Source organism: Kribbella sp. ALI-6-A (assembly GCF_001984195.1).
GTDB lineage: Bacteria > Actinomycetota > Actinomycetes > Propionibacteriales > Kribbellaceae > Kribbella.
Window position 1 is genome coordinate 82,485 of the sequence record NZ_MTQN01000008.1, and the last position, 21,531, is coordinate 104,015.

20 protein-coding genes are annotated in these 21,531 nt (G+C 70.4%); 12 read left to right on the forward strand and 8 right to left on the reverse strand.

Annotated elements, in window-relative coordinates; genetic code table 11:
- Positions 1 to 15: 15 nt before the first annotated feature.
- Together ahcY and BWI15_RS06345 are read left to right on the forward strand one after the other, a co-directional pair.
- On the forward strand, positions 16 to 1,452 hold the full coding sequence (gene ahcY, locus BWI15_RS06340; RefSeq protein ID WP_077013367.1) for an adenosylhomocysteinase: 1,437 nt from the start codon (positions 16 to 18) through the stop codon (positions 1,450 to 1,452).
- 163 nt (positions 1,453 to 1,615) lie between these two features.
- Positions 1,616 to 2,881 carry a protein kinase domain-containing protein gene (locus tag BWI15_RS06345; protein ID WP_168197271.1) on the forward strand — a complete coding sequence of 422 codons (1,266 nt, stop codon included), beginning with the start codon at positions 1,616 to 1,618 and terminating at the stop codon, positions 2,879 to 2,881.
- Between the two features lie 10 nt (positions 2,882 to 2,891).
- Here BWI15_RS06345 and BWI15_RS06350 read toward each other — a convergent pair whose 3' ends face one another.
- Positions 2,892 to 4,829: a vWA domain-containing protein gene (locus BWI15_RS06350; protein WP_077013369.1), complete on the reverse strand. Its 1,938-nt coding sequence runs from the start codon at positions 4,827 to 4,829 to the stop codon at positions 2,892 to 2,894.
- A gap of 83 nt (positions 4,830 to 4,912) precedes the next feature.
- Here BWI15_RS06350 and BWI15_RS06355 point away from each other — a divergent pair, with 83 nt between their 5' ends.
- Together BWI15_RS06355 and BWI15_RS06360 are read left to right on the forward strand one after the other, a co-directional pair.
- Complete coding sequence (locus BWI15_RS06355) at positions 4,913 to 5,446, forward strand: helix-turn-helix domain-containing protein (RefSeq protein ID WP_083750592.1); 534 nt, start codon at positions 4,913 to 4,915, stop codon at positions 5,444 to 5,446.
- 136 nt (positions 5,447 to 5,582) lie between these two features.
- Complete coding sequence (locus BWI15_RS06360; protein ID WP_077013371.1) at positions 5,583 to 6,119, forward strand: dihydrofolate reductase family protein; 537 nt, start codon at positions 5,583 to 5,585, stop codon at positions 6,117 to 6,119.
- Between the two features lie 8 nt (positions 6,120 to 6,127).
- Here the strand turns inward: BWI15_RS06360 and BWI15_RS06365 are convergent, their stop codons facing one another.
- Both BWI15_RS06365 and BWI15_RS06370 read right to left on the reverse strand, forming a co-directional pair.
- Complete coding sequence (locus BWI15_RS06365; protein ID WP_077013372.1) at positions 6,128 to 6,886, reverse strand: class I SAM-dependent methyltransferase; 759 nt, start codon at positions 6,884 to 6,886, stop codon at positions 6,128 to 6,130.
- A 10-nt stretch (positions 6,887 to 6,896) separates the two neighbouring features.
- On the reverse strand, positions 6,897 to 7,910 hold the full coding sequence (locus BWI15_RS06370; RefSeq protein ID WP_083750593.1) for an RDD family protein: 1,014 nt from the start codon (positions 7,908 to 7,910) through the stop codon (positions 6,897 to 6,899).
- Positions 7,911 to 8,027: 117 nt separating this feature from the next.
- On the opposite strand from BWI15_RS06370, the gene BWI15_RS06375 reads away from it, so the two are divergent.
- From BWI15_RS06375 to BWI15_RS06410, 8 genes are all read left to right on the forward strand, one after another.
- The gene (locus BWI15_RS06375; protein ID WP_077013373.1) at positions 8,028 to 9,026 is read left to right on the forward strand and encodes a stage II sporulation protein M; all 999 of its coding nucleotides are present in this window, start codon (positions 8,028 to 8,030) and stop codon (positions 9,024 to 9,026) included.
- A gap of 65 nt (positions 9,027 to 9,091) precedes the next feature.
- Complete coding sequence (locus tag BWI15_RS06380; protein ID WP_077013374.1) at positions 9,092 to 9,859, forward strand: DUF1206 domain-containing protein; 768 nt, start codon at positions 9,092 to 9,094, stop codon at positions 9,857 to 9,859.
- Positions 9,860 to 10,029: 170 nt separating this feature from the next.
- On the forward strand, positions 10,030 to 11,820 hold the full coding sequence (locus tag BWI15_RS06385; protein WP_077013375.1) for an ABC transporter substrate-binding protein: 1,791 nt from the start codon (positions 10,030 to 10,032) through the stop codon (positions 11,818 to 11,820).
- Between the two features lie 37 nt (positions 11,821 to 11,857).
- Positions 11,858 to 12,889, forward strand: coding sequence for an ABC transporter permease (locus BWI15_RS06390; protein WP_077013376.1), 1,032 nt, complete (start codon positions 11,858 to 11,860; stop codon positions 12,887 to 12,889).
- The gene (locus BWI15_RS06395) at positions 12,886 to 13,764 is read left to right on the forward strand and encodes an ABC transporter permease (RefSeq protein WP_077013377.1); all 879 of its coding nucleotides are present in this window, start codon (positions 12,886 to 12,888) and stop codon (positions 13,762 to 13,764) included. Before BWI15_RS06390 ends, BWI15_RS06395 begins: the two co-directional genes overlap by 4 nt.
- Complete coding sequence (locus BWI15_RS06400; protein ID WP_077013378.1) at positions 13,761 to 14,717, forward strand: ABC transporter ATP-binding protein; 957 nt, start codon at positions 13,761 to 13,763, stop codon at positions 14,715 to 14,717. The genes BWI15_RS06395 and BWI15_RS06400 overlap by 4 nt, the downstream gene beginning before the upstream one ends.
- Positions 14,718 to 15,641 carry an ABC transporter ATP-binding protein gene (locus tag BWI15_RS06405; RefSeq protein WP_077013379.1) on the forward strand — a complete coding sequence of 308 codons (924 nt, stop codon included), beginning with the start codon at positions 14,718 to 14,720 and terminating at the stop codon, positions 15,639 to 15,641.
- Entirely contained in the window at positions 15,638 to 16,174 is a 537-nt protein-coding gene (locus tag BWI15_RS06410) for an MOSC domain-containing protein (protein WP_077013380.1), read from the forward strand. The genes BWI15_RS06405 and BWI15_RS06410 overlap by 4 nt, the downstream gene beginning before the upstream one ends.
- A gap of 60 nt (positions 16,175 to 16,234) precedes the next feature.
- Here the strand turns inward: BWI15_RS06410 and BWI15_RS06415 are convergent, their stop codons facing one another.
- The 5 genes from BWI15_RS06415 to BWI15_RS06435 are packed head-to-tail and all read right to left on the reverse strand — an operon-like array spanning position 16,235 to position 21,305.
- Positions 16,235 to 17,491: a DUF58 domain-containing protein gene (locus BWI15_RS06415; protein WP_237771162.1), complete on the reverse strand. Its 1,257-nt coding sequence runs from the start codon at positions 17,489 to 17,491 to the stop codon at positions 16,235 to 16,237.
- 35 nt (positions 17,492 to 17,526) lie between these two features.
- Entirely contained in the window at positions 17,527 to 18,504 is a 978-nt protein-coding gene (locus BWI15_RS06420) for an AAA family ATPase (protein WP_077013382.1), read from the reverse strand.
- A complete protein-coding gene (locus BWI15_RS06425; protein WP_077013383.1) occupies positions 18,485 to 19,642 on the reverse strand; it encodes a DUF4350 domain-containing protein in 1,158 nt (385 codons plus the stop codon). Before BWI15_RS06425 ends, BWI15_RS06420 begins: the two co-directional genes overlap by 20 nt.
- On the reverse strand, positions 19,639 to 20,256 hold the full coding sequence (locus tag BWI15_RS06430; RefSeq protein WP_237771163.1) for a DUF4129 domain-containing protein: 618 nt from the start codon (positions 20,254 to 20,256) through the stop codon (positions 19,639 to 19,641). The genes BWI15_RS06425 and BWI15_RS06430 overlap by 4 nt, the downstream gene beginning before the upstream one ends.
- Positions 20,257 to 20,273: 17 nt before the next feature.
- Positions 20,274 to 21,305 (reverse strand): hypothetical protein, encoded by a 1,032-nt coding sequence (locus BWI15_RS06435; protein WP_077013384.1) that lies wholly within the window; start codon positions 21,303 to 21,305, stop codon positions 20,274 to 20,276.
- Between the last annotated feature and the right edge of the window lie 226 nt (positions 21,306 to 21,531).

Sequence of the window (21,531 nt, forward strand, 5' to 3'; positions counted from 1 at the left end):
AGGGAGCGGCACCGTATGACGTTCGACTACAAGGTGGCAGACCTCGGCCTGGCCGAGTTCGGCCGCAAGGAGATCCGGCTCGCCGAGCACGAGATGCCGGGTCTGATGGCGATGCGCGCGCAGTACGGCGACAGCAAGCCGCTGGCCGGCGCGAAGATCATGGGCTCGCTGCACATGACCATCCAGACCGCCGTGCTGATCGAGACGCTGACGGCGCTCGGTGCCGAGGTGCGTTGGGTTTCCTGCAACATCTTCTCCACCCAGGACCACGCGGCCGCCGCGGTCGTGGTCGGCCCGGAGGGTACCGCCGAGGCTCCGGCCGGTGTCCCGGTCTTCGCCTGGAAGGGCGAGACGCTGGAGGAGTACTGGTGGTGCACCGAGCAGGCGCTGAAGTGGCCCGGTGGTGAGGGTCCGAACATGATCCTGGACGACGGCGGCGACGCCACCATGCTCGTCCACAAGGGCACCGAGTTCGAGAAGGCCGGCGCCGTGCCGGACCCGTCGACCGCGGAGTCCGAGGAGTTCGCCGTCGTGCTGAAGCTGCTCGGCCGCACGCTGACCGAGGACCCGCAGCTGTGGACCACCATCGGCCAGGGCATCAAGGGTGTCACCGAGGAGACCACCACCGGCGTGCACCGGCTGTACGAGATGCACAAGGCCGGCACGCTGCTGTTCCCGGCGATCAACGTCAACGACTCGGTCACCAAGTCGAAGTTCGACAACAAGTACGGCTGCCGCCACTCGCTGATCGACGGCATCAACCGCGCCACCGACGTGCTGATCGGCGGCAAGGTCGCGGTCGTGTGTGGCTACGGCGACGTCGGCAAGGGCTGCGCGGAGTCGCTGCGTGGTCAGGGCGCCCGGGTGATCGTCACCGAGATCGACCCGATCTGCGCGCTGCAGGCTGCGATGGACGGTTACCAGGTGACCACGATCGAGGACGTCGTCGCGACCGCCGACATCTTCGTCACCACCACCGGCAACAAGGACGTCATCACCGCCGACCACATGGCGCAGATGAAGCACCAGGCGATCGTCGGCAACATCGGTCACTTCGACAACGAGATCGACATGGCCGGCCTCTACAAGACGCCGGGCATCGAGCGGGTCACGATCAAGCCGCAGGTCGACGAGTTCCGCTTCGCCGACGGCCACACCGTGATCATCCTGTCCGAGGGCCGGCTGCTGAACCTCGGCAACGCGACCGGGCACCCGTCGTTCGTGATGTCGAACTCGTTCACCAACCAGGTGCTGGCGCAGATCGAGCTGTTCGTGAAGACCGCCGAGTACCCGACCGACGTCTACGTGCTGCCCAAGCACCTCGACGAGATGGTCGCCCGGCTGCACCTCGACGCGCTCGGCGTGAAGCTGACCGAGCTGTCCAAGGAGCAGGCCGAGTACCTCGGCGTTCCGGTCGAGGGCCCGTACAAGTCGGACCACTACCGCTACTGAGCTCCCTTCGGTAGTCCTGCGCTGAGGCGCCTCACCGCTTGCGGTGGGGCGCCTTCGCCGTTGCCCCGGTTCGTGCCGGGGTCGCTGGGCGCGGCCCTCGGTGGCTGGGGACCCCGGGCGCCTGGCAAGGTAGCCGGCGGACCGGGTGAGAGGAGGACCGCTGGTGCCCGATGTGTTCGCCGGACGGTTCGAGCTGATCGATCCGATCGGCTCCGGGGGAACCGGGACGGTCTGGCGTGCCTGGGACCGGCGGCTGGAGCGGCTCTGTGCGGCCAAGGTCCTTCGGCAGCGGCACGCCGGGGTGCTGCTGCGGTTCGTGCGCGAGCAGGGCCGGCGGCTCGACCACCCCAACATCCTCAGCCCGTACGGCTGGGCGGCCGACGACGATCAGGCGCTGCTCGCGATGGAGCTGGTCGGCGGTGGGTCGGTCAGCACGCTGCTGTCCGACTTCGGCCCGCTGCCGGACCGGTACGCCGCCGAGCTGCTCGCCCAGCTCCTCGCGGCCCTCGCGCGGGTCCATTCGGCCGGGCTGGTGCACCGCGACGTCAAACCCGCCAATCTCCTGCTCGAAGCCACCGGGATCAACCCGCCGGTCCTGCGCCTCAGCGACTTCGGCATCGCCCTGTCCCTCGACGAGCCTCGCCTCACCCACCAGGGCGCCGTGGTCGGCACGCCCGGCTACCTCGCTCCCGAGACTCTGGCCGGCGAACCGCCCTCCACCGCCCAGGACCTGTACGCCGTCGGCGTGACGGCCTGGCAGCTGCTCACCGGCGACGAGCCGCCCAGCGAGCATCCGCTGCCGCCTCCCAGCACATCCACGCCGCTGTGGTCGTTGGTCGAACCTCTCCTGTCCGCCAACGCCGCGGACCGCACCTCGGCCGAGTCCGCGCTGGCCGCCCTCGCGCCACTGCTCGCCCGTCCGCTGGCCGTTCCCGCGAGGACCGCGGACGGCGAGCCCATCGAGGTCTTCGACCACCTCGCGCCCCTTCCGTCACCGCACGAGCACCTGGCGCCCGCGCCGGTCGTGGCAGCCCCCGAGCCAGTCGCACGCGAGACCGGCGGGGTCGCACGCGAGACCGGCGAGCAGGAGCGAGTGCCGCGACGTCTGGTGGGACGGCGCGGGATTCTGGCGGCAGTTGTCGTCGCCGCGCTGGCCGGCGCGGGAGTCGCCGGTGTGCTCGTGTTCGACGATCCGCCCGAGGAAGGCGGAGGCCCGTCCACGGAGCGTTCGACTCCGACGCCCACCCCCACGCAAGAGACGCCGGTGGTGGTGCCGACGGGAGCGGTGACGCCGAAGCCGAATCCCTCGATCACGATCGGCGGTGGGTGCGGCTGGCAGGAGGCCGGCAGCCTGGAAACAGTTGCTGACGGCACCCGAGTCGAGTGCCGTCAGCAAGGAACGTCCTATCGCTGGGTCAAGGTTGGATAAATCCTCCCGCTCACTGCTGGGGCGGCCAACCGCCGTACGAAGGAGCTTGCGGCGGCGCCGGGGGCTTGCGCCGGTGCACGATCAGGGCCGCGGTGACGATGGCCAAGGCGAGCACCAGACCCGCGCCGGCGATGATCCACGGGAGTGCGGACGACGAGTCGTCGCTCGGCGGGGTCTGCGGGGTGACCTCGCCGCCGGCCTGGTCGGTCGGCTCCGACGTCGTCGTCGGCTCGGTGGGCGTCGCCGACGGCGTCTCGGCCGGAGTCTCGCCGGTCGACGCGCCGTACTCCGGTCCGGCCACCTTCTCGCCCGCGACCGCCACGTCGATCGTGATCGGTACGCCGCCCGACGGGGCGTCGTTGCCGCTGGCAACACCGAGCTTCGCCACGATGTAGTACCAGCCGTCGACACCGGCCTTGCGGAGCTCGGCGTTGTTCGCGTTCCGGTTCAGGTACGTCACCCGCGGCGTCGCGATCGGCTCGCCGTCGGTCGGCATGGTCCGGGTCGATCCCAGGTACGCCGTCGTGTCGAACTTGATCTCGGACCGCACCGGGTTGAACAGGCTGGTCCGCATGTTGGTGATGGCACCGCCCGGCGTACCGGCGAAGGTGATCCGGTAGGCCAGCCCCTGCCCCCAGTCCAGCTTGACCCGGTAGAACAGCTCCTCACCGAAGTAGATCCTCTCGCCGTACCGGCCGGAGCCCGGCAGAGTGGTCGCCTCGTTGAACGACCCGCCGCCGCGGACGGCCGTGACCCCACCGGCCGGCGGCTGCGCGAAGGTGACCTTGCTGGTCTGGGCCGGCTCGCCCCTGCTGCCGGTCACCGGCGGCTCGATCCGCAGTTGCAGCTCGACCGGGACCCGGTCGGTCCCGCCGCCGCGTGCGTCCCGGGTGACGCGGAACGTGTACTTGCCCGGCACGCTGCAGCCCTTCATCTTCGACGATCCCGCGACCGTGCCGTTCCAGCTCATGACCGTGGTGAGCGAACCGCCGTCCTTCGCGCGGGTGTTCAGCTCGCGCTGCCGGTGCAGGCAGTCCGCGCCGTTGGGTCCGGTGATCCTGATGTCCAGCACCTCGATGTCGCGCGGGTTGCCGCGGGGGAAGACCGCGGTCGCCGCGAAGTACACCGTGTCGCCCTGCTTCAGCTCGGCGGCGTAGTGGCGCTCCTCGACCGGGTCGATCGTGTCGAGGTACTGCCCCGGTGTGATCACCGGCGCCGCGAACGGGTCCTTCGTCCCGGCCACCGGCTTGCCGGTCGGCTCGTAGTGCCGCAGCGCGCGCTCGGTCACCCGGCCCAGGACGCCGAGCAGTGAGTCGGCGTCGGACGCGTCGTGGTACGTGCCGCCGGTGTTCTGCGCGATGCAGGCGAGCTGGGCCCGGGCCTTGGCGTCGACGCGGAACCCGATGGTGTGGACGTGCAGGTCGACTCCCTGCTGGTGCAGCTCCTTCGCGACCTGGCACGGCTGCGGCGGCGCGCAGGTGTCCTCGCCGTCGGAGACCAGCACGATCGAGCGCTGGCCTTCCTTCGGCAGCTGGGCCGCGGCGGTCCGCAGCGAGTGGCCGATCGGGGTGTAACCGCTGGCCTTGGTCGCGCTGACCGCGCGCTTGAGGGCCGGCTTGTTCACCGTGCCGACGGGCTGGACGATGCGGACGTCTTTGCACCCGGCCGCCTTCTCGACGCCGCTGGACCCTGTCCCGGCGCCGTAGATGGCCAGACCGACCCGCGCCTCGGCGGGCAGCCCGTCGATCATCGATCCGACCGCCCGCTTGGCGGCGTCCATCCGGGTGCCGCTGCCGCCGGCGTCGCGGGCCGTCATCGAGCCGGACGAGTCGAGCACGACCATCACCGGGGACAACTCGCCCTCGGCAGCGGCGGGCGTAGCATTCACGAATGCTAACGTCGCGGCCAGGGCGGTCAGCGCCGTACCGGCAAAGACACGTCGTATCATGGGCTTCTCCAGGGGATCAGGCGGCTACGAGCACGAACGTACCGTTTGCATTCGCAATTTGCAAACCGTAATTCGGAGGTCTGGTGAGCGACCCGCACGCGCGCAACCTCGAGCTGCAGCAGCAGTGGTACGGCGAACCGCTGGGTGCGCGCTTCCGCCGCCTGCTCGACCGGCTCGGCCTGTCGCAGGCGCAGCTGGCCGGAGTGCTCGGGCTGTCCGCGCCGATGTTGTCACAGCTGATGTCCGGGCAGCGGGCCAAGATCAGCAATCCCGCGGTGCTGGCTCGGGTGCTGCAGCTGGAGACGATGGTCGGCGAGTCCGGGTGGGACGCGCTGCCGGCGGATGAGCGTGCGCGGCGGCTGGACGAGGTGCGCGCGACGAAGCAGACGACGCTGACCCTCGACCCGGCGGGCACGCGGGAGGCTCCGGTCGCGAGTGATCCGGTCGTGCTGATCCAGTCGCTGCTGCGGGATCTGGCGTCGGCAGCGGAGCTGGAGGGCGCGGCGAAGTTGCTGGACGCGCGGTATCCGGAGCTGGCCGAGGCGCTGCGGGTGCTCGGCGCGGGGCGTACGCAGGAGGCGCGGGCCTACTACGCGAAGGTCACCGGCCGTCGGTAGTTGCTTGAGGCAAGTCTGCTGGGTCCGGCGAGTGGTCCAGTGCCGGTTGCCTGGATTGGACCTTCTGCCAGGGCCGGTCGGGCCGCAGGGTGAGAGCATCCACGGCGCGCTCGCGCCGGCCGAAAGGAGCTCTGCTGTGGCGTCATCGGTGCTCGACATGTCGGTGTCCCTCGACGGGTACATCGCCGATCTCAACGACTACCTCGGCGGGGAGGACGACCACCGGCTGCACGACTGGCCGGAGGGAGAGTTCCTCGACGAGTGGAACGCGTGCGGCGCGGTCGTCGCCGGCCGGCGGACCGCCGAGCTGATGGATCACTGGGGCGGCGACCACAACGGCGTCCCGATTTTCGTCCCGAGCCACCGGCCGCCCAGCCCGGCCGCGCGGTGGGGGTATCCGCTGGTCACCTACGTCCGGGACGGCATTGCCAGCGCGATGGAGCAGGCGAAGGCTGCCGCCGGGGGCAAGGACGTGCAGGTGCGCGGCGGGTACACCGGGCAGAGCGCGCTCGCGGCCGGCGTACTGGACGAGATCCAGGTGCACCAGATCCCGGTGCTGCTCGGGCAGGGGCACCGGTTGTTCGACGTACTGCCGTCGTTGGTCGAGCTGGAGATCGTCCGCGTGATCGACACTCCCCAGGCCACGCATCTGCGGTATCGAGTACGGCGGTAGTTGGCCGCTCAGCGGATCGCGGTGAAGAGGTGCTTGTCGGCGACCTGGCCGAGCACGGCGACCTCGGTGAAACCGGCTTTGCGGAAGGCCTCGACGGTGTCGGTGAGGGTGATGTCGCGGCCCCGGTGGCGGTCCTTGAAGCGTTCTTCGCGCGCGGCGAGCACGTCGGCGAAGGCCGGCTCGTCGGCGGCGGCCTTCCACCACGTCTCCCAGTCCTCGACGCCGTCGGCGTGCGAGCTGGCCCAGATCTCGTCGCGCAGTGCCACGGCGAGCGCGTCCAGCCGCGGGACCTCCGTCGGGCCGAGGCGCATCGTGTCGGCGTTGAGGAAGACGCCGCCGGGCCGGAGTCTGGTGGCCAGGGTCTGCGCGAGGGTCGTCAGATCGGCGGGGTCGAGCCAGTGCAGCGCTGTTGCTGAGCAGACGGCGTCGACGGGCTCGTCACCCAGTACGTCGTCCCAGCCGGGCGCGCGCAGATCAGCCTCGGCGAACCGGACTCGGTCGGACGACACCGCGTGCTGGGCGATCTGGAGCAGGAACGGGTCGAGGTCGACGCCGATGATCTCGGTGGCTGGGAATCGCTGGGCGGTTCGGGTCGAGATCGAGCCTGGGCCGCAGGCGAGATCGACGAACCGCTTCGGCTCACCCACCAGGCGGTGGACGATCTCCAGCATGAGTGCGAACTGTTCTTCGCGGTCGGGCAGGTAGCCCGCCTGCTGGTCGTCCCAGCGCTGCAGCCATCCGGTCCAGTCAGGTTCTAGATGCGACATGGTCGCAAGACTAGAACCATTGGCCGGATTGTCCACTGCCCGGTGCGTGCCAGCCTTCGGGGTTGACCTGCTCGCCTGGGGGAGAGGGCGGGGGAGGTCCGCCGGGCTCGGGCGGAGGCGGGTGCGGGGCGCCGCCGTGGGGCTGCGCCGCGCCGGGCCGGCCGCCATAGGGCGGCACCCCGCCGGTCCCGCCGAAGGCGGGTTGTCCGCCGTACGGGGAGAGCTGCTGGCCATACGGGGTGGGCGGGGTGAATGGGCCCGTGGGAGCGCGATGGGCACCCAACCGCTCGAGTTCGCGGCGCCGGCGTTCGGCGAGGACCGCCGACAGAAAGGCAGGCGAGCTGATCGGCACAGGCGGCGCCGGGGCGGTGAGACCTCCCACCTTGAAGGCCAGCGCATCGCCGAGGGCGACCCGCGCAGCCGGTTCCAGTTCCTTGTAGCGGGCCAGGTACTCACGCGACGTGTTGGCAAGATCGTCCGAGAGTCGCGACAGCTCCAGCGACTGCGCCCACTGGACCAGATGGGCCGGCACGAACAGCGGCGGCGACGCCATCGGCTGGTGCCGTTCGCGGATGACCACCGTGCCGGCCACCATGTCGCCGATCCGCTTGCCCTGCTTGTTCATCAGGCTCGCGACGATGCCGGGACTGGCGGCGAACCACGGAGCGAAGTCCACGAAGATCCACAGCAACGACCGCACCAGCGCGTGCCGGAAGCGGATCGAGCTCCCGTCGTCCCGGACCACGCGCAGCCCGAGCAGCATCTTGCCGAGCGTCTTGCCGCGGGTGAGGGTTTCCATCACCACCCGGTAGCCGACCAGCACCAGCAGCAGTACGACGAACACGATCGCCGCCGCGAGCGCGTCGCTGGCCTCCTGCAGCAGGAAGCCGAACAACGCCAGGAACAGGATGATCAGCGCGATCACCTGCAGCGTGAAGTCGATCGCGCAGGCCAGTGCCCGGGTCGGCATCCGGGCGATCCGCACCTGGAGGACAACCGCTTCCCCCGTGACCAGCTGAGTCACCCTCGCCCCCTCCACGACTCCCGAGACAGCAAGTGTCGCCCATCGTGGGGCCGGTGGTGCGCATCCGACCCCGGAATGCGGGAGACTCGACCAGGCACCGGACAGAAAGGCGGGGGGATGGACGTCGAGGCGTACGTGTCGGTCCATCAGCCGCAGTGGGACCGGCTGGCCCTGCTGACCCGTCGTCAGCGCCGGCTGACCGGCGCGGAGGCCGAGGAGCTGGTGCAGCTGTACCAGCGGGTCGGCACTCACCTCGCCGCGCTGCGAGCGGCCGGTGCCGATCCCGTCACGGTCGGTCGCCTGTCCGGCCTGATCGCCGACGCGCGCGGTGCCGTGACCGGTGCGCATGCTCCGGTCTGGCGGGACATCTCCCGGTACTTCCTGGTCAGCTTCCCCGCCGCGCTCTACGTCTCCCGGCGCTGGTGGCTCACGATCGGCCTGCTGTTCTACCTCGTCGCCGCCTGGGTCGCCTGGCGCATCCTGGCCAACCCCGAGGTGCTCGGCTCGGTCGCGCCGCCGGAGGCGATCCAGCAGCTGGTCGACAAGGACTTCGCCGCCTACTACTCCGAGAACCCGGCGCAGGACTTCGCGCTCCGCGTCTGGATCAACAACGCGACCATCTCGGCGGCCGTGCTGGCGATCGGGGTGCTGATCGTGCCGGTCGCGTTCGTGCTGTGGAGCAACGCGACCAACCTCGGGATCAGCGCCGGCGTGATGATCGGGCACGACAAGGGCGACGTGTTCTTCGGGCTGATCACCCCGCACGGCCTGCTCGAGCTGACCGCCGTGTTCGTCGCGTCGGCCGCCGGGCTGCGGCTCGGCTGGTCCTGGATCGCGCCCGGCCCACGGACCCGCATGCAGGCGCTGGCCCAGACCGGCCGCGCGACCGTCGGGATGGCGATCGGTCTGGCCGTGATCCTGCTCATCACCGGATTGATCGAGGCCTTCGTGACCCCGTCGCCGCTGCCGACCGCCGTACGGGTCGGGATCGGTGTCGTGGCCGAGCTGGCGTTTCTCGTCTACGTCTGGACGCTCGGGCGGCGTGCGGTCCGCGCCGGTGAGTACGGCGACGTCGACGTCACCGACCGTGAGGCGAGCGCGCCCGTCTCGGCCTGATCGTTTGCGACTGGGTACGAGATTCGCAGGACGGGGACACCACCGGCCACGTCGTGAGGAGCAGGATGACTACCGCCAGCCAGGCCCAGAACAGTCGTGTGTACGACGTCGCGATCACCGTCGGTCTGATCGCGTACGGCGTGGTGTACCTGCTGGTCGCGTGGCTCGCGCTGCAGCTCGCTTGGGGCAAGTCCTCGGAGGAGGCGTCCCAGCAGGGCGCGTTGCAGGAGCTCGCTGACAAGCCGCTCGGCGGGTTCCTACTCTGGGTGGTTGCCCTCGGCCTGTTCGCGCTGGTGATCTGGAAGGCGCTCGAGCTGGTCTACGGCAACCTGGAGACGTCGAAGAAGGTCTCCGCGGCCGGCCGGGCTTTGGTGTACCTGGCCCTGGGCATCAGCGCGATCAGGGTCGCGGTCGGCTCGGGCGGCTCGGGCGGCAACGGCCAGGAGTCGATGACCGCGAGGCTGATGGAGAACGGCGCCGGCCGCGTACTGGTCGTGGTGATCGGCCTGGTGATCATCGGTGTCGGCATCCGCCAGCTCTACAAGGCGTACACGAAGAAGTTTACCGAGGATCTGACCGGCGGCGTCTCGCACACCACGATCGTGCTCGGCCGGCTCGGCTACGCCGCCAAGGGCGTCGCGTTCGCGATCGTCGGCGCGCTGTTCGCCTGGGCCGCGCTCGACTACGACCCGCAGAAGGCCGGCGGCCTGGACAGCGCGATGCACGCGATCAAGGACCAGCCGTTCGGCGCCGTCCTGCTGACCGTGATGGCGCTCGGCCTGGCCTGCTTCGGCGTCTACTGCTTCAGCTGGTCCCGCAACGCCAAGCACTGAACGCTCACTACCGCGCACCTACCACAACACCAGGGTCAAACGCGGGGTTCTGCCTCATCCGGTTCCGTTCAGCCACGGATGGGCTACGAAACTCCGTAAATCATTGACAGTGCATACCGCCTTGGTGTGGCTTTCTCTCTAAAAGCGCTTGGTGAGAGGTGCGTGGCGGGATGAGGAAGTTGTTCGCGGGGCTGGCGGCCGTGGTGCTGCTGGCAGTGGGTACGGCGCCGGCGCAGGCGGCCGAGCCGGGCAAGCCGAAGGTCGTCCGGGTGGGGGCGACACAGGCGATGGACTCGATGAACCCGTTCCTCGCGGTGCGGCTGGTGTCCTCGTCGATCCATCGCTGGATGTACGGGTTCCTGACCGTGCCGGACGCCAAGACCCTGCAGCCGAGCCCGGACCTGGCCGAGTCCTGGACGACGTCGCCGGACGGGCTGACCTGGACGTTCAAGATCCGGCAGACCAACTGGTCGGACGGGCAGCCGCTGACCGCCGAGGACGCCGCCTGGACGTTCAACAAGATGATGACCGACGACGGCGCCAAGACCGCCAATGGCCCGGCGGTGGAGAACTTCGCCAGCGTCAGCGCCTCCGGCCAGGACCTGACCATCAAGCTGAAGTCACCGCAGGCCTCGATGCTGGACAACCCGGTGCCGATCATGCCCAAGCACGTCTGGGAGAAGGTCGGCGACATCGCCAAGTACGACGCGGAGACCTACCCCGCGGTGACCAGCGGCCCGTACATCGCGGTCGAGCACAAGAAGGACCAGTACGTGAAGCTCAAGGCCAACCCCGGCTACTGGCGGGGCGCGCCGAAGATCGACGAGCTGCAGATGATCTTCTACGACAACCCGGCGGCCGCGGTGGTCGGGCTGAAGAAGGGCGACATCGACTTGCTGGGCCGGCTCGCGCCGCCGGACTTCGAAGCGCTGAAGGGCGACGGCAACATCGTCCAGTGGAACCAGCAGGGCCGGCGCGCGACGTACCTGCAGATCAACCACGGGGCCACCACCAGCGACAACAAGCCGATCGGCGACGGGCACCCGGCGCTGAAGGACCCGAAGGTCCGCCAGGCGCTGCACCTGGCGATCGACAAGCAGAAGCTCGTCGACGAGGTGCAGAACGGGCTGGCCAAGCCGGCCGACGGCTCGATCGTGCCGCCGATGTACAAGGACTTCTTCTGGCAGGCCGAGGGCGAGGAGAAGATCTCCTTCGACGTCGCCAAGGCCAACCAGATCCTCGACGCCGCCGGCTACAAAAAAGGTGCCGACGGCATCCGGACGATGCCGGACGGGTCGCGCAAGCTGCAGTTCCGGTTCAGCATCCACACCGACACCCCGATCGAGGACAAGCTCGCGGAGTACCTGACCGGCTGGTTCAAGGACCTCGGCATCGCGCTGACCACCAAGCGGCTGGACTCCAGCAAGTTCACCGAGGAGACCGGTACGACGGCGCTGTTCGACATCGCGATCAGCGGCTGGTCGGTGAACCCCGACCCGGAGGAGGTGCTCGCCACGCACCTGTGCAGCCGGCGGCCGACCGCGTCCGGTGAGGGCGGCGGGACCGAGTCGTTCTACTGCGACCCGCAGTACGAGCAGCTCTACCAGCAGCAGCTCAAGGAGCTCGACCGGACCAAGCGGGCCGGGATCATCAAGCAGATGCTGGAGCGGCTCTACACCGACGCGCCGGTGATCGCGCTCTACTACCCCAACGACCTCGAGGGCTACCGCAAGGACCGGATCGCCAGCATCACGCCGATCCCGGAGGACAACGGCATCCTGTACGGCGGTTCGGGCTACTGGCCGTTCTACACGGTCGAGGCAGTCACCACGGACACCGCCGAAACGGGCGGTTCGAACACCGGCGTGATCGTCGGGGCCGGCATCGGTGTGATCGTGCTGGCCGGCGTCGCGTTCTTCCTGGTACGGCGTCGCGGCGGCGTAGCGGACGACCGCGAGTGATGGTGCTGATGCTGCTCGGTCCAGGACGGGAGGCCCGATGACCGTCGCTCCGTCCGCCAGCCAGGAGCTGGAGGAGACCCCGGTCCGCAACGGGATGCTGCGCTACGCCCTGAGCAAGGCGGGCGGGGCGTTGCTCAGCATCTCGATGGTGATCGTGGCGACGTTCTTCCTGTTCCGGCTGCTGCCGGGGGACCCGGTCCGCGCGCTCGCGCAGGGCCGGAACATGACCCCGGAGCAGCTGGACCTGGAGCGGCACCGGCTCGGGCTGGACAAGTCGTTGCCCGAGCAGTTCTTCCAGTTCGTCAAGCAGACCGTGCAGTTCGACCTCGGGACGTCGTACGAGTACAAGCGGCCGGTGCTCGACCTGATCGGTGAGCGGATCGGGTCGACCCTGCTGCTCACCGGTACGGCGCTGGTCATCGCCGTCACCCTGGGGATCTGGCAGGGCGCTCGTGCGGGCTGGAAGCCGGGCAGCCGGTTCGACCGGTTCTCCACGGCGATCTCGCTGGTGCTCTGGTCGGTGCCGACGTTCTGGCTCGGGCTTCTGCTGCTGATGGTGTTCGCGGCCGGAGTCGGTCCGATCCCGGGCGTCTTCCCGACCCGCGGGATCGAGAGTGTGGACGCGCCGGACGGGTTCGGCTACGTACTCGACGTGGCCAAGCACATGGTGCTGCCGTGCCTGACGATGGTGGCCGTCGTCTACGCGCAGTACCTGCTGGTGATGCGCTCCTCGGTGCTCGACGAGGTCGGCCAGGACTACGTCACCACGGCCCGCGCGAAGGGGCTGAAGGACGACGACGTGCGCCGCAAGCACGCCGTACCGAACGCGCTGCTGCCGACCGTCACGCTGGTGTTCATGCGGATCGGCTTCGTTGTCGGCGGTGCCGTCACGGTCGAGGCGATCTTCAGCTGGCCGGGCCTGGGGCAACTGTTCTACGAGGCGATCCGGGTGCCGGACTTCACGCTGATGCAGGGCACGTTCCTGCTGATCACGGTGTCGGTGATCGTGATGAACACGCTCGCCGACGTCGTCTACCACCTGCTCGACCCGAGGGTGAGGTCCGCATGAGTGTCACCTGGACCCGGCGAAAGCGAAGCCTGTTACGGTTCTGGGCCGACTACCGCGGGCACAAGGCCGGCGTGGTCGGGCTGGCGGTGCTGCTCGTCGCCGTGCTGCTCGCGCTGATCGCGCCGCTGTTCATCGACGCCGGCGTGACGAACGTCGTCCGCGGCACCGGCGAGAAACTCGCGCCGCCCAGCTGGGACGCGCCGCTCGGCACGGACGAGTCCGGCCGCTCGGTGCTGCTGATGGTGTGGTGGGGCTCGCGGACGTCGTTGCTGATCGGCTTCCTCGCGGCGCTGCTGAGCATGGTGATCGGCACCGTGCTGGGCATCGTCGCCGGGCATTTCCGCGGCTGGATCGGTGCGGTCGTACTGCGCGTCACCGACTGGTTCCTGGTGCTGCCGTCGCTGGTCACCGCGCTCGTCCTGGCCGCGATCCTCGGCGGCAGCACGACGACCATCATCGTCGCGATCGGCGTCACCTCGTGGCCCTCGACCGCGCGACTGATCCGTGCCCAGACCCTCGCGGTCGAGGCCCGGCCGTACATCGAGCGGTCCACGGCCCTCGGCGGCGGGCATTGGCACATCACCACCCGGCACGTCCTGCCGAACGTCGCGCCGCTGCTGCTGGCCAGTACGACGCTGGAAGTGGCGAGTGCGATCGTCACCGAGTCCACGCTGGCCTTCCTCGGCATCAGCGCGAACAAGACCTCCTGGGGAACCATGCTGCGCGGCTCGTACGACTGGGGCGCGGCGACGTCGGGCGCCTGGTGGTACATCCTCGTTCCCGGCCTGTGCATCGTGACCGTGGTAATGGCGTTCACGCTGTGCGGCCGCGCGCTCGAGACCGTGCTGAACCCGAGACTGCGGAGCGCGCGATGAGCCTTCTCGAGCTGGACGACGTCTCGGTGACGTACCGGATCGCCGGCGGCGAGGTGCCCGCCGTCCGAGGAGTGTCGCTGGCGCTGAACGCCGGCGAGGCGCTCGGCATCGTGGGCGAGTCGGGATCGGGCAAGTCGTCGCTGGCGATGGCGATCCTGCGGCTGCTGCCGCGCGACGCCCGCACGGGTGGGCGGATCCTGCTCGACGGCGACGACGTACTGACGATGACCTGGGGGAGGTTGCGCGCGGTCCGGTGGGCCGAGGCGTCGATCGTGTTCCAGGGCGCGCAGCACGGACTCAACCCGGTCCGGCGGATCGGGGAGCAGATCGCCGAACCGTTGCTCGTGCACAAGCTCGCCGGTCCGGAGAAGGCGCGGCGCCGGGTCGCGGAGCTGCTCGACCAGGTCGGGCTGCCGGCCTGGCGCGCGAAGAGCTACCCGCACGAGCTGAGTGGTGGCCAACGGCAACGAGTCATGATCGCGATGGCGCTGGCCTGCGAGCCGCGGCTGATCATCGCCGACGAACCGACCACCGCGCTCGACGTGATGGTCCAGGCGCAGGTGCTGACGCTGATCAAGGAACTGGTCGCGGCCGAGGACATCGCGCTGCTGATGATCTCGCACGACCTGTCCGTGCTGGCCGACCTGTGTGACCGGCTGGCCGTGATGTACGCCGGCCGGGTGGTCGAGACCGGTCCGTCCGGTGGTGCGTTCGCGCATCCGTACAGCCGCGCGCTCTCGGCGGCGTTCCCGACGATCGGAGATCCGGCGTCGCGGCTCGCTCCGAAGGGGCTCGGCGGCGATCCGCCGGATCCGGCCGAGCTGCCGTCGGGGTGCGTGTTCCATCCGCGCTGCCCGGTGGCGCTGGAGAGCTGCTCGACGGTGAACATCGACTTGCGTCCGGCGGGCGACCGTCGTACGGCGGCTTGTGTGCTGGTGGGGGAGGAGGTTTAGGTGCTGGAAGCAAGGAACCTGTCGGTCGAGTTCGCGTCCCGGGGACGGCGCGCGCGGGCCGTCGACGGGGTCAACCTCGCGGTCGGCGCGGGCGAGATCGTGGCGCTGGTCGGCGAGTCCGGCTGCGGCAAGACGACACTCGCACGAACACTGCTCGGGCTGGAGAAACCGGCCGGCGGCGAGGTCTTCTACGACGGCAAGCCGTTGAGCTACAAGGCGCGGGAGTTGAAGGCGTACCGGCGACGGGTGCAGCTGGTGCTGCAGGATCCGACCGGTTCGCTGAACCCGCGGCAGACGGTGTACGAAGCCGTTGCCGAGGGCCCGCGCATCCACAAGCTGCCGGACGAGGAGAAGGTGGTCGCCGACGCCTTGTCCCGGGCCGGGCTGCGGCCGCCCGAGCGGTTCTTCCTCCGCTACCCGCACGAGCTGTCCGGGGGACAGCGTCAGCGCGTGGTCATCGCCGGGGCGCTCGCGCTCAATCCCGACGTACTGATCGCCGACGAGCCGGTTGCCTCGCTCGACGCCTCGGTCCGGGGCGAGATCCTCGCGCTGCTGCTCCGGCTCCGCGACGACCTCGGCCTGTCGGCACTGGTCGTCACGCACGACCTGGGCCTGGCCTGGAACATCGCCGACCGGGTCGCCGTCATGTACCTGGGCCGCATCGTCGAGTCCGGGCCGACCGAGCAGGTCCTGCAGAGCCCGCAACACCCCTACACCAAGGCGCTGCTGTCGGTGCTGCCCGAGTCGCCGGAGAAGATCGTGCTCACCGGCGAACCACCGGACCCGACCCGCATCCCGTCCGGCTGCCGCTTCCATCCGCGCTGCCAGGTCGTGTTCGGGGACTGCCGCACGGTCCCGCTGCAGATCCTGCCCGCCGCCGAGACGCAGCAGGCCGCGTGCCATCTCCTTAAGCTGGACGGGTGAGAATCCACTCGGTCAACCGAGACACCCAGCACCACTTCAGCAAGCCGCCGGTGCCCGAGATCCAGCTGATCGAGGGCGTCGGCGTCGAAGGCGACGCGCACGCCGGCGCGACCGTCCGCCACCGCCACCTGGTACGGCGCGATCCCTCCGCGCCGAACCTGCGGCAGGTCCACCTGATCCAGTCCGAGCTCTTCGCCGACCTCGCCGCCGCCGGCTTCGAGGTCGGCCCCGGTGACCTCGGCGAGAACGTCACCACCGCCGGCGTCGACCTGCTCGCCCTCCCGGTCGGCACCACGCTGCAACTCGGCGACACCGCCGTCGTCACCCTCACCGGCCTGCGCGACCCCTGCTCCCAGATCAACAAGTTCCGCAAGGGCCTGCTCAAACAGGTCCTCCGCAAGACCGCCGAGGGCGAGCTCGTCCGGCTGACCGGCGTGATGTCCGTGGTCACCCGAGGCGGAGTCGTCCGCCCCGGCGACAAGCTGAAGGTCGTCCGCCCGCCCGAGCCGCACCAGCCACTCGACTTGGTCTGACCACCATCCCCGGCCCACCCTGGCGCCGGGGTTCACTCCGTCCCCGGGCCTGTGACGCAGCTAGAGCCGGCCGGCCTTCTTCAGGGCCAGATAGGTGTCGGCCAGCGCCGGGGCGATCTGGTCCGGGTTCTCGTCGACGACAGTGACGCCGGCGCGGGTGAGTACGGCGGTGACGCGTTCGCGGTCGAGGCGGGAGCGGGCGGCGGAGGCGGCGCCGTACAGCTCGATCAGGTCGGCGCGGGAGGCCTCCAGCTCGTCGAGGCGGGGGTCGGCGACGGAGGCCAGGACGACGACGTGGCGGCGTAGCAGCGGGCCGATGACCGGGAGCAGGGACTCCTCGATGACCGCGGGTTCCAGGCCGGTAAGCAGGACGACCAGGGAGCGCTGGCCGAGGCGTTCGAGGGTCTGCGAGACGACGACGCGGAAGTCGGTCTGGACGAGCTCGGCGTCGACGGTGGCCAGCGCGTTGACGAACGACGGCAGGACGTCCTCCGGTGCGGGACGGCGTACGTCGGCGCGGACGGCCGAGTCGCAGGCCAGCAACGAGACCCGGTCGCCGGCGCGCGTGGCCAGCGCCGCGAGCAGCAGTGCGGCGTCCATCGCGTGGTCGAGGCGTGGGGCGTCGCCGACCCGGCCCGCGGACATCCGGCCGGAGTCGATCACGATGGCGACCTGCCGGTCCCGCTCGGGCCGCCAGGTCCGCAGTACGACGTTGCCGCGGCGGGCGGTGGCCCGCCAGTCGATGCTCCGCACGTCGTCGCCCGGCACGTAGTCGCGCAGCGAGTCGAACTCCGTCCCCTGGCCGCGGACGAGCAGTGCGGTCCGTCCGTCCAGCTCCCGCAGCCGGGCCAGCCGCGACGGCAGGTGCTTGCGGCTGTTGAACGGCGGCAACGCCCGCACCGTCCACGGCACGTCGTGCGAGCCCTGCCGGCCCGCAAAGCCCAACGGGCCGATCGAGCGCACCGTCACCCGGTACGCCTTCCGGTCACCTCGCCGCGTCGGCACCAGATGCGTCGTCAGCCGCCGCCGCTCACCACCGGGCAGGTCCAGCTTGTGCGGCGGATCCTGTACGCCGGCCGACGGCGGCCACGCGTCCCGCAGCAGCCCCTTGACCCGGCGGCCAGGATTGGCGACCAGCAGCGACACCACAGCCTGCTGACCCAGCCGAACCGCGTTGTCCCCGTCCCTGCTCAGCTGAAGCCGCCGGGGCGACCCGGCGAGCAGCACGTCGACCAGACACACGACCAGCACGACAGCGACCACCACACCGACACCGGACCAGCTCGGCATCGCCAGTGCGACGAAGAGAACTCCCAAGCCGGCCAAGAGACCGGCCCGGCCCGTGACGACCATCAGCGTGGTACCGGAACCGTGGCGAGCACGCTCTCCAGTACGGCGTCCGCGGTGACGCCCTCCAGCTCCGCCTCCGGCCGGATCTGCACCCGGTGCCGCAGGCAAGGACGTGCCATCGCCTTCACGTCGTCCGGGATCACGTAGTCACGCCCGGACAACCACGCCCACGCGCGTGCGACCGCCAGCAACGCGGTCGCCCCTCGCGGTGATACCCCGAGCTGCAGCGACGGCGACTGCCGAGTCGCCCGGCACAGGTCGACCACGTACGCCAGCAGATCCTCCCGTACGGCGACCCGCCGTACGGCGGCCTGTCCGGCCAGCAGGTCCTCCGGTCCGGCCACCGGGCGGATCCCCGCCGCGACCAGGTCCCGCGGGTCGAACCCCTGCGCGTGCCGGGCCAGTACGGCGATCTCCGCGTCCCGCGGCGGCATGTCCAGCGTGACCTTGAGCAGGAACCGGTCCAGCTGGGCCTCGGGCAACGGGTAGGTGCCCTCGTACTCGATCGGGTTCTGGGTCGCGGCGACGACGAACGGCGACGGCAGCTTGCGCGGTACGCCGTCGACGGTGACCTGCCGTTCCTCCATCGCCTCCAGCAGCGCGGCCTGGGTCTTCGGTGGCGTTCGGTTGATCTCGTCGGCCAGCAGGATGTTGGTGAACACCGGGCCCGGCCGGAACTCGAACTCGCTGGTCTTCGCGTCGTAAACCAGCGAGCCGGTGACGTCACCGGGCATCAGGTCCGGCGTGAACTGCACCCGCTTGGTGTCCAGCCGCATCGCCATCGACAGCGCCCGCACCATCAGCGTCTTCGCCGTACCGGGAACGCCCTCGAGCAGCACGTGGCCGCGGCAGAGCAGCGCGAGGACCAGAGCGGTCACCGCGGTGTCCTGGCCGACGACGGCCTTGCCGATCTCCGTCCGGAGCTCGACCAGCGCTTGCCGGGCCCGCTCCGGGGTGACCTCAGCGGTCGTGGACGTCACGGGCTACCTCCTGGGTGAGAACTTGCAGAGCGTCAGACAGGGACAGCAGCGCGGCGTCGTCGACCGGAGGCCCGCCGTAGAGGATGTCGTACAGCATCGCCGGGTCCATGCCGGTCCGGGCGGCCAGTGCGGTGACCACCGCGGTCGGCTCGGCCCGGCGGGGGATGCCGTAGACCTTGAACAGCTTGCCGAGCGCCGACTCGCGCAGTGCGGCGGCCGCCCGGTCCCTGGCGCGGGAACGCCGGTAGAGCCGTGCCCGGCCCTCGGTGGTCTCCGCCGCGTGCACGATGACCGGCAGCGGCTCCGGCACGACCGGGCCCAGCCTGCGGCCTCGCCACAGCGCGACGACGAGGACGGCGAAGGCCAGGGCCCAGGCGATGTACCGGACGTCCGGCGGGATCAGTGGCGGCCCGTCGTCGGTCTCCGGGTCGTCGAAGCTCGACGACTCGTACTGCGGGAGGTACCAGACCAGGACCGGGTGAGTGCCGAGCAGGTTGAGCGCGAGCGCCGCGTTGCCGTCGTTGGCCAGCTCGGCGTTCGTGAACGACTGCTGGGTGCCGATCACGTCGACGATCCGGCCGTCGGTCTCCAGCCGCACCACGGTGTAGTTGATGCCGTCGCCGTAGCAGGCCTCGGCCCCGGGAGGCGCCGTGTACGTCGTCCCGCGGACGGTCACCGTGCCGGCCTTGACCGCGGCGGGCAGGTGGCAGTCCGGCGAGCGGCTGCCGGCGGGCAGGGTGGAGCTGGCGTTCTCGATGCCTGGAGCAAGCGTCTCCAGCGCGGTACGGCCCGGGCGCACCAGCACCAGGTGGTCCCAGCGCGCCGCCGCGATCCTGCGCCAGTCCTCGGCGGAGAGACTTCCGGACGGGCCGATCAGCAGCGTCCGGCCGGAACCGCTGCCCACGGCGTCGTCCAGGCTCTCCGTGCCGGTCACCTCGACGCCGTGGTCCTCCAGCAACGTGGCCAGCGCCCGGGCACCGCTGGAATCGGTCGAGTCGGGACTGAACGGACCCGAGGTCCGCGCGGCAGTCGCGACCAGCAGGACCACCACACCGAGCACGATCACGCCGGTGATCAGCAGGGGAAGGCGCAGCGCCCGCCAGCCCTCGCCGACGCTTCGCCCGACCGCGGTGCTCATCCCTGAACCAGCGCCCTGGTGGAGACGCGGCGAGCGGCCTCGTCGGCAGCGACCACCGCGGCGTAGCGCTCCGGCGTACCGGGGCGGTTGCCGTAGACAACTTCGGTGAAGACGTCGGCGGCCGGGCGCAGCGGGTCGCGCAGCTCCGGGACCGCGCGGCCGGCGTCCGCGACTGCCTCGTACGCCGTCCGTCCGGCGCGCTCGTCCAGCACAGTGCGCTCGGTGAGCTCCGCGACGCAGGCGCGGAACCTGCTCCGCACAGCGCCCGTGTAGTCGCCCGCAGCGGCCTCCTGCTCCGCCTGCGAGCGGTACTGCGCGGCGCTGCGCTGGCGCTCGGTGTCGAAGACCGTCTGGGTGCTCTTGCCACCTGAGGTCCGCAGCACACCGGCTCGCCAGAGCACGACGACCACCACCAGAGCGATCAGGCCGAGCAGCATGAACAGACCGACCCGGCCGTCACCGCTCGGGTCCACCACGCCGTCGAGCAGGTCGGCGATCCACTCCAGCACCTTCCCGACAGCCTTGCTGATCAGGGAGTCACCGGCCTGGCCGTAGACCGGCTTGGACAGCTCCTTGGCGGCTTCGGCCGCGGCCTCTTCGCGGCTGATGTCCACCGGCGGTTCGTAAGGGATCAAGGTCGCCACTCCGTCGGTCCGGGCACGGTCGGCCGCAGCGAGGGCCGCAACCACAGGTCCAGGCCTTCCCGCCGGACACGCAGGTCCAGGTAGATCAGGGCCTGGACGGCAGACATGAAGGCGAGGCTGGCGATCAGCGTGGCGACCGTCGCGACGCCGGCGGCGATCGTGACCGCGATGCCGATGATCAGCGCGGCGTCGCCGTCACTGCCGTCGATCCAGCCTCCCAGCGTGACCACGATCGCGGTCACGCCGAACTGCAGCGCGTAGCTGACGATGTTCACCACCACCCCGCCGAACAGCAGGATGCCGAAGACCCGCCAGAACCGGCCCTTGACCAGGTACCACGAGCGTTTCAGCGCGCCCCAGGCACCGACCCGGACCGGGATGTAGAGGCCGACGTCCGGAGCGTGCCTGCCCTCCATCAGCACGACGGTCCCGGCCAGCACCAGGCGGATCCCGAAGATCAGCACCAGCAGGCCACCGAGCAGCATCAGCAGCAGCGCCACCGCGCCGGCCACGTCGGAGTTGATCGCCGCGTCCGCACCGGCCCCGGCACCGAAGACCGCCAGCCCCCAGCCGGCCAGCAGTACGACGAACGACAGCGACTGGAGCAGCCCGACCGCGGCGAGCGCGGGCAGTGCCGGCCGGACCAGTCGGAGCAGCTCGCGCGGCGCCAGGCGCCGGCCCAGCTGGCTGCGCACCGCCGCCAGCGCGATGATCCCGGCCAGCGTGCTCGAGACCACCGCGAACAGGACCAGCTGGACGCCGTACATCAGCAGGAGGGCCGCACCGGCCTGCTCGAACGGGTCGTCCTGGCCGAAGAGCGCGCCGATGCCACCGGGCACCGTCAGCTGCGTCAGACCGGCCTGGACGGCGGCCAGGGCGATCCCGGCCAGCACCGGCAGGCCCAGCATGATCGCCTTGTTCTCCGAGATGGTCCGGGCCGCGTTGTCGAGCAGGTCGGCCGGCAGCCAGGGCCGCAGCGGCTCCCCGCCGTCCTCCCGTACGCCGAGATCGTCGCGCACGCCGTGCCTCCCCTCACTCGTTCCACGGCCGGCCGCCGGGTTGTCCGCCGGGCGCGACTTGCACCATGATCACCCCCCGGGTGGTCCACCGAGCGGCATTGGCGGGGCCTCGCCCGGCGATCCGGCGTGTGCACCACCTGGGGAATGGGACACTATCCGTAGTGCGTACGCTCGGCGGCCGCTGGGCGGACAGCGTTGGGCCAGCGGGATGTCGAGGACCCGGACC

Coding starts and splice junctions, on each gene's coding strand:
- ahcY (WP_077013367.1), top strand. CDS start 16: ATGACGTTCGACTACAAGGTGGCAGACCTCGGCCTGGCCGAGTTCGGC.
- BWI15_RS06350 (WP_077013369.1), bottom strand. CDS start 4,829: ATGATACGACGTGTCTTTGCCGGTACGGCGCTGACCGCCCTGGCCGCG.
- BWI15_RS06365 (WP_077013372.1), bottom strand. CDS start 6,886: ATGTCGCATCTAGAACCTGACTGGACCGGATGGCTGCAGCGCTGGGAC.
- BWI15_RS06375 (WP_077013373.1), top strand. CDS start 8,028: ATGGACGTCGAGGCGTACGTGTCGGTCCATCAGCCGCAGTGGGACCGG.
- BWI15_RS06380 (WP_077013374.1), top strand. CDS start 9,092: ATGACTACCGCCAGCCAGGCCCAGAACAGTCGTGTGTACGACGTCGCG.
- BWI15_RS06385 (WP_077013375.1), top strand. CDS start 10,030: ATGAGGAAGTTGTTCGCGGGGCTGGCGGCCGTGGTGCTGCTGGCAGTG.
- BWI15_RS06390 (WP_077013376.1), top strand. CDS start 11,858: ATGACCGTCGCTCCGTCCGCCAGCCAGGAGCTGGAGGAGACCCCGGTC.
- BWI15_RS06395 (WP_077013377.1), top strand. CDS start 12,886: ATGAGTGTCACCTGGACCCGGCGAAAGCGAAGCCTGTTACGGTTCTGG.
- BWI15_RS06400 (WP_077013378.1), top strand. CDS start 13,761: ATGAGCCTTCTCGAGCTGGACGACGTCTCGGTGACGTACCGGATCGCC.
- BWI15_RS06425 (WP_077013383.1), bottom strand. CDS start 19,642: ATGAGCACCGCGGTCGGGCGAAGCGTCGGCGAGGGCTGGCGGGCGCTG.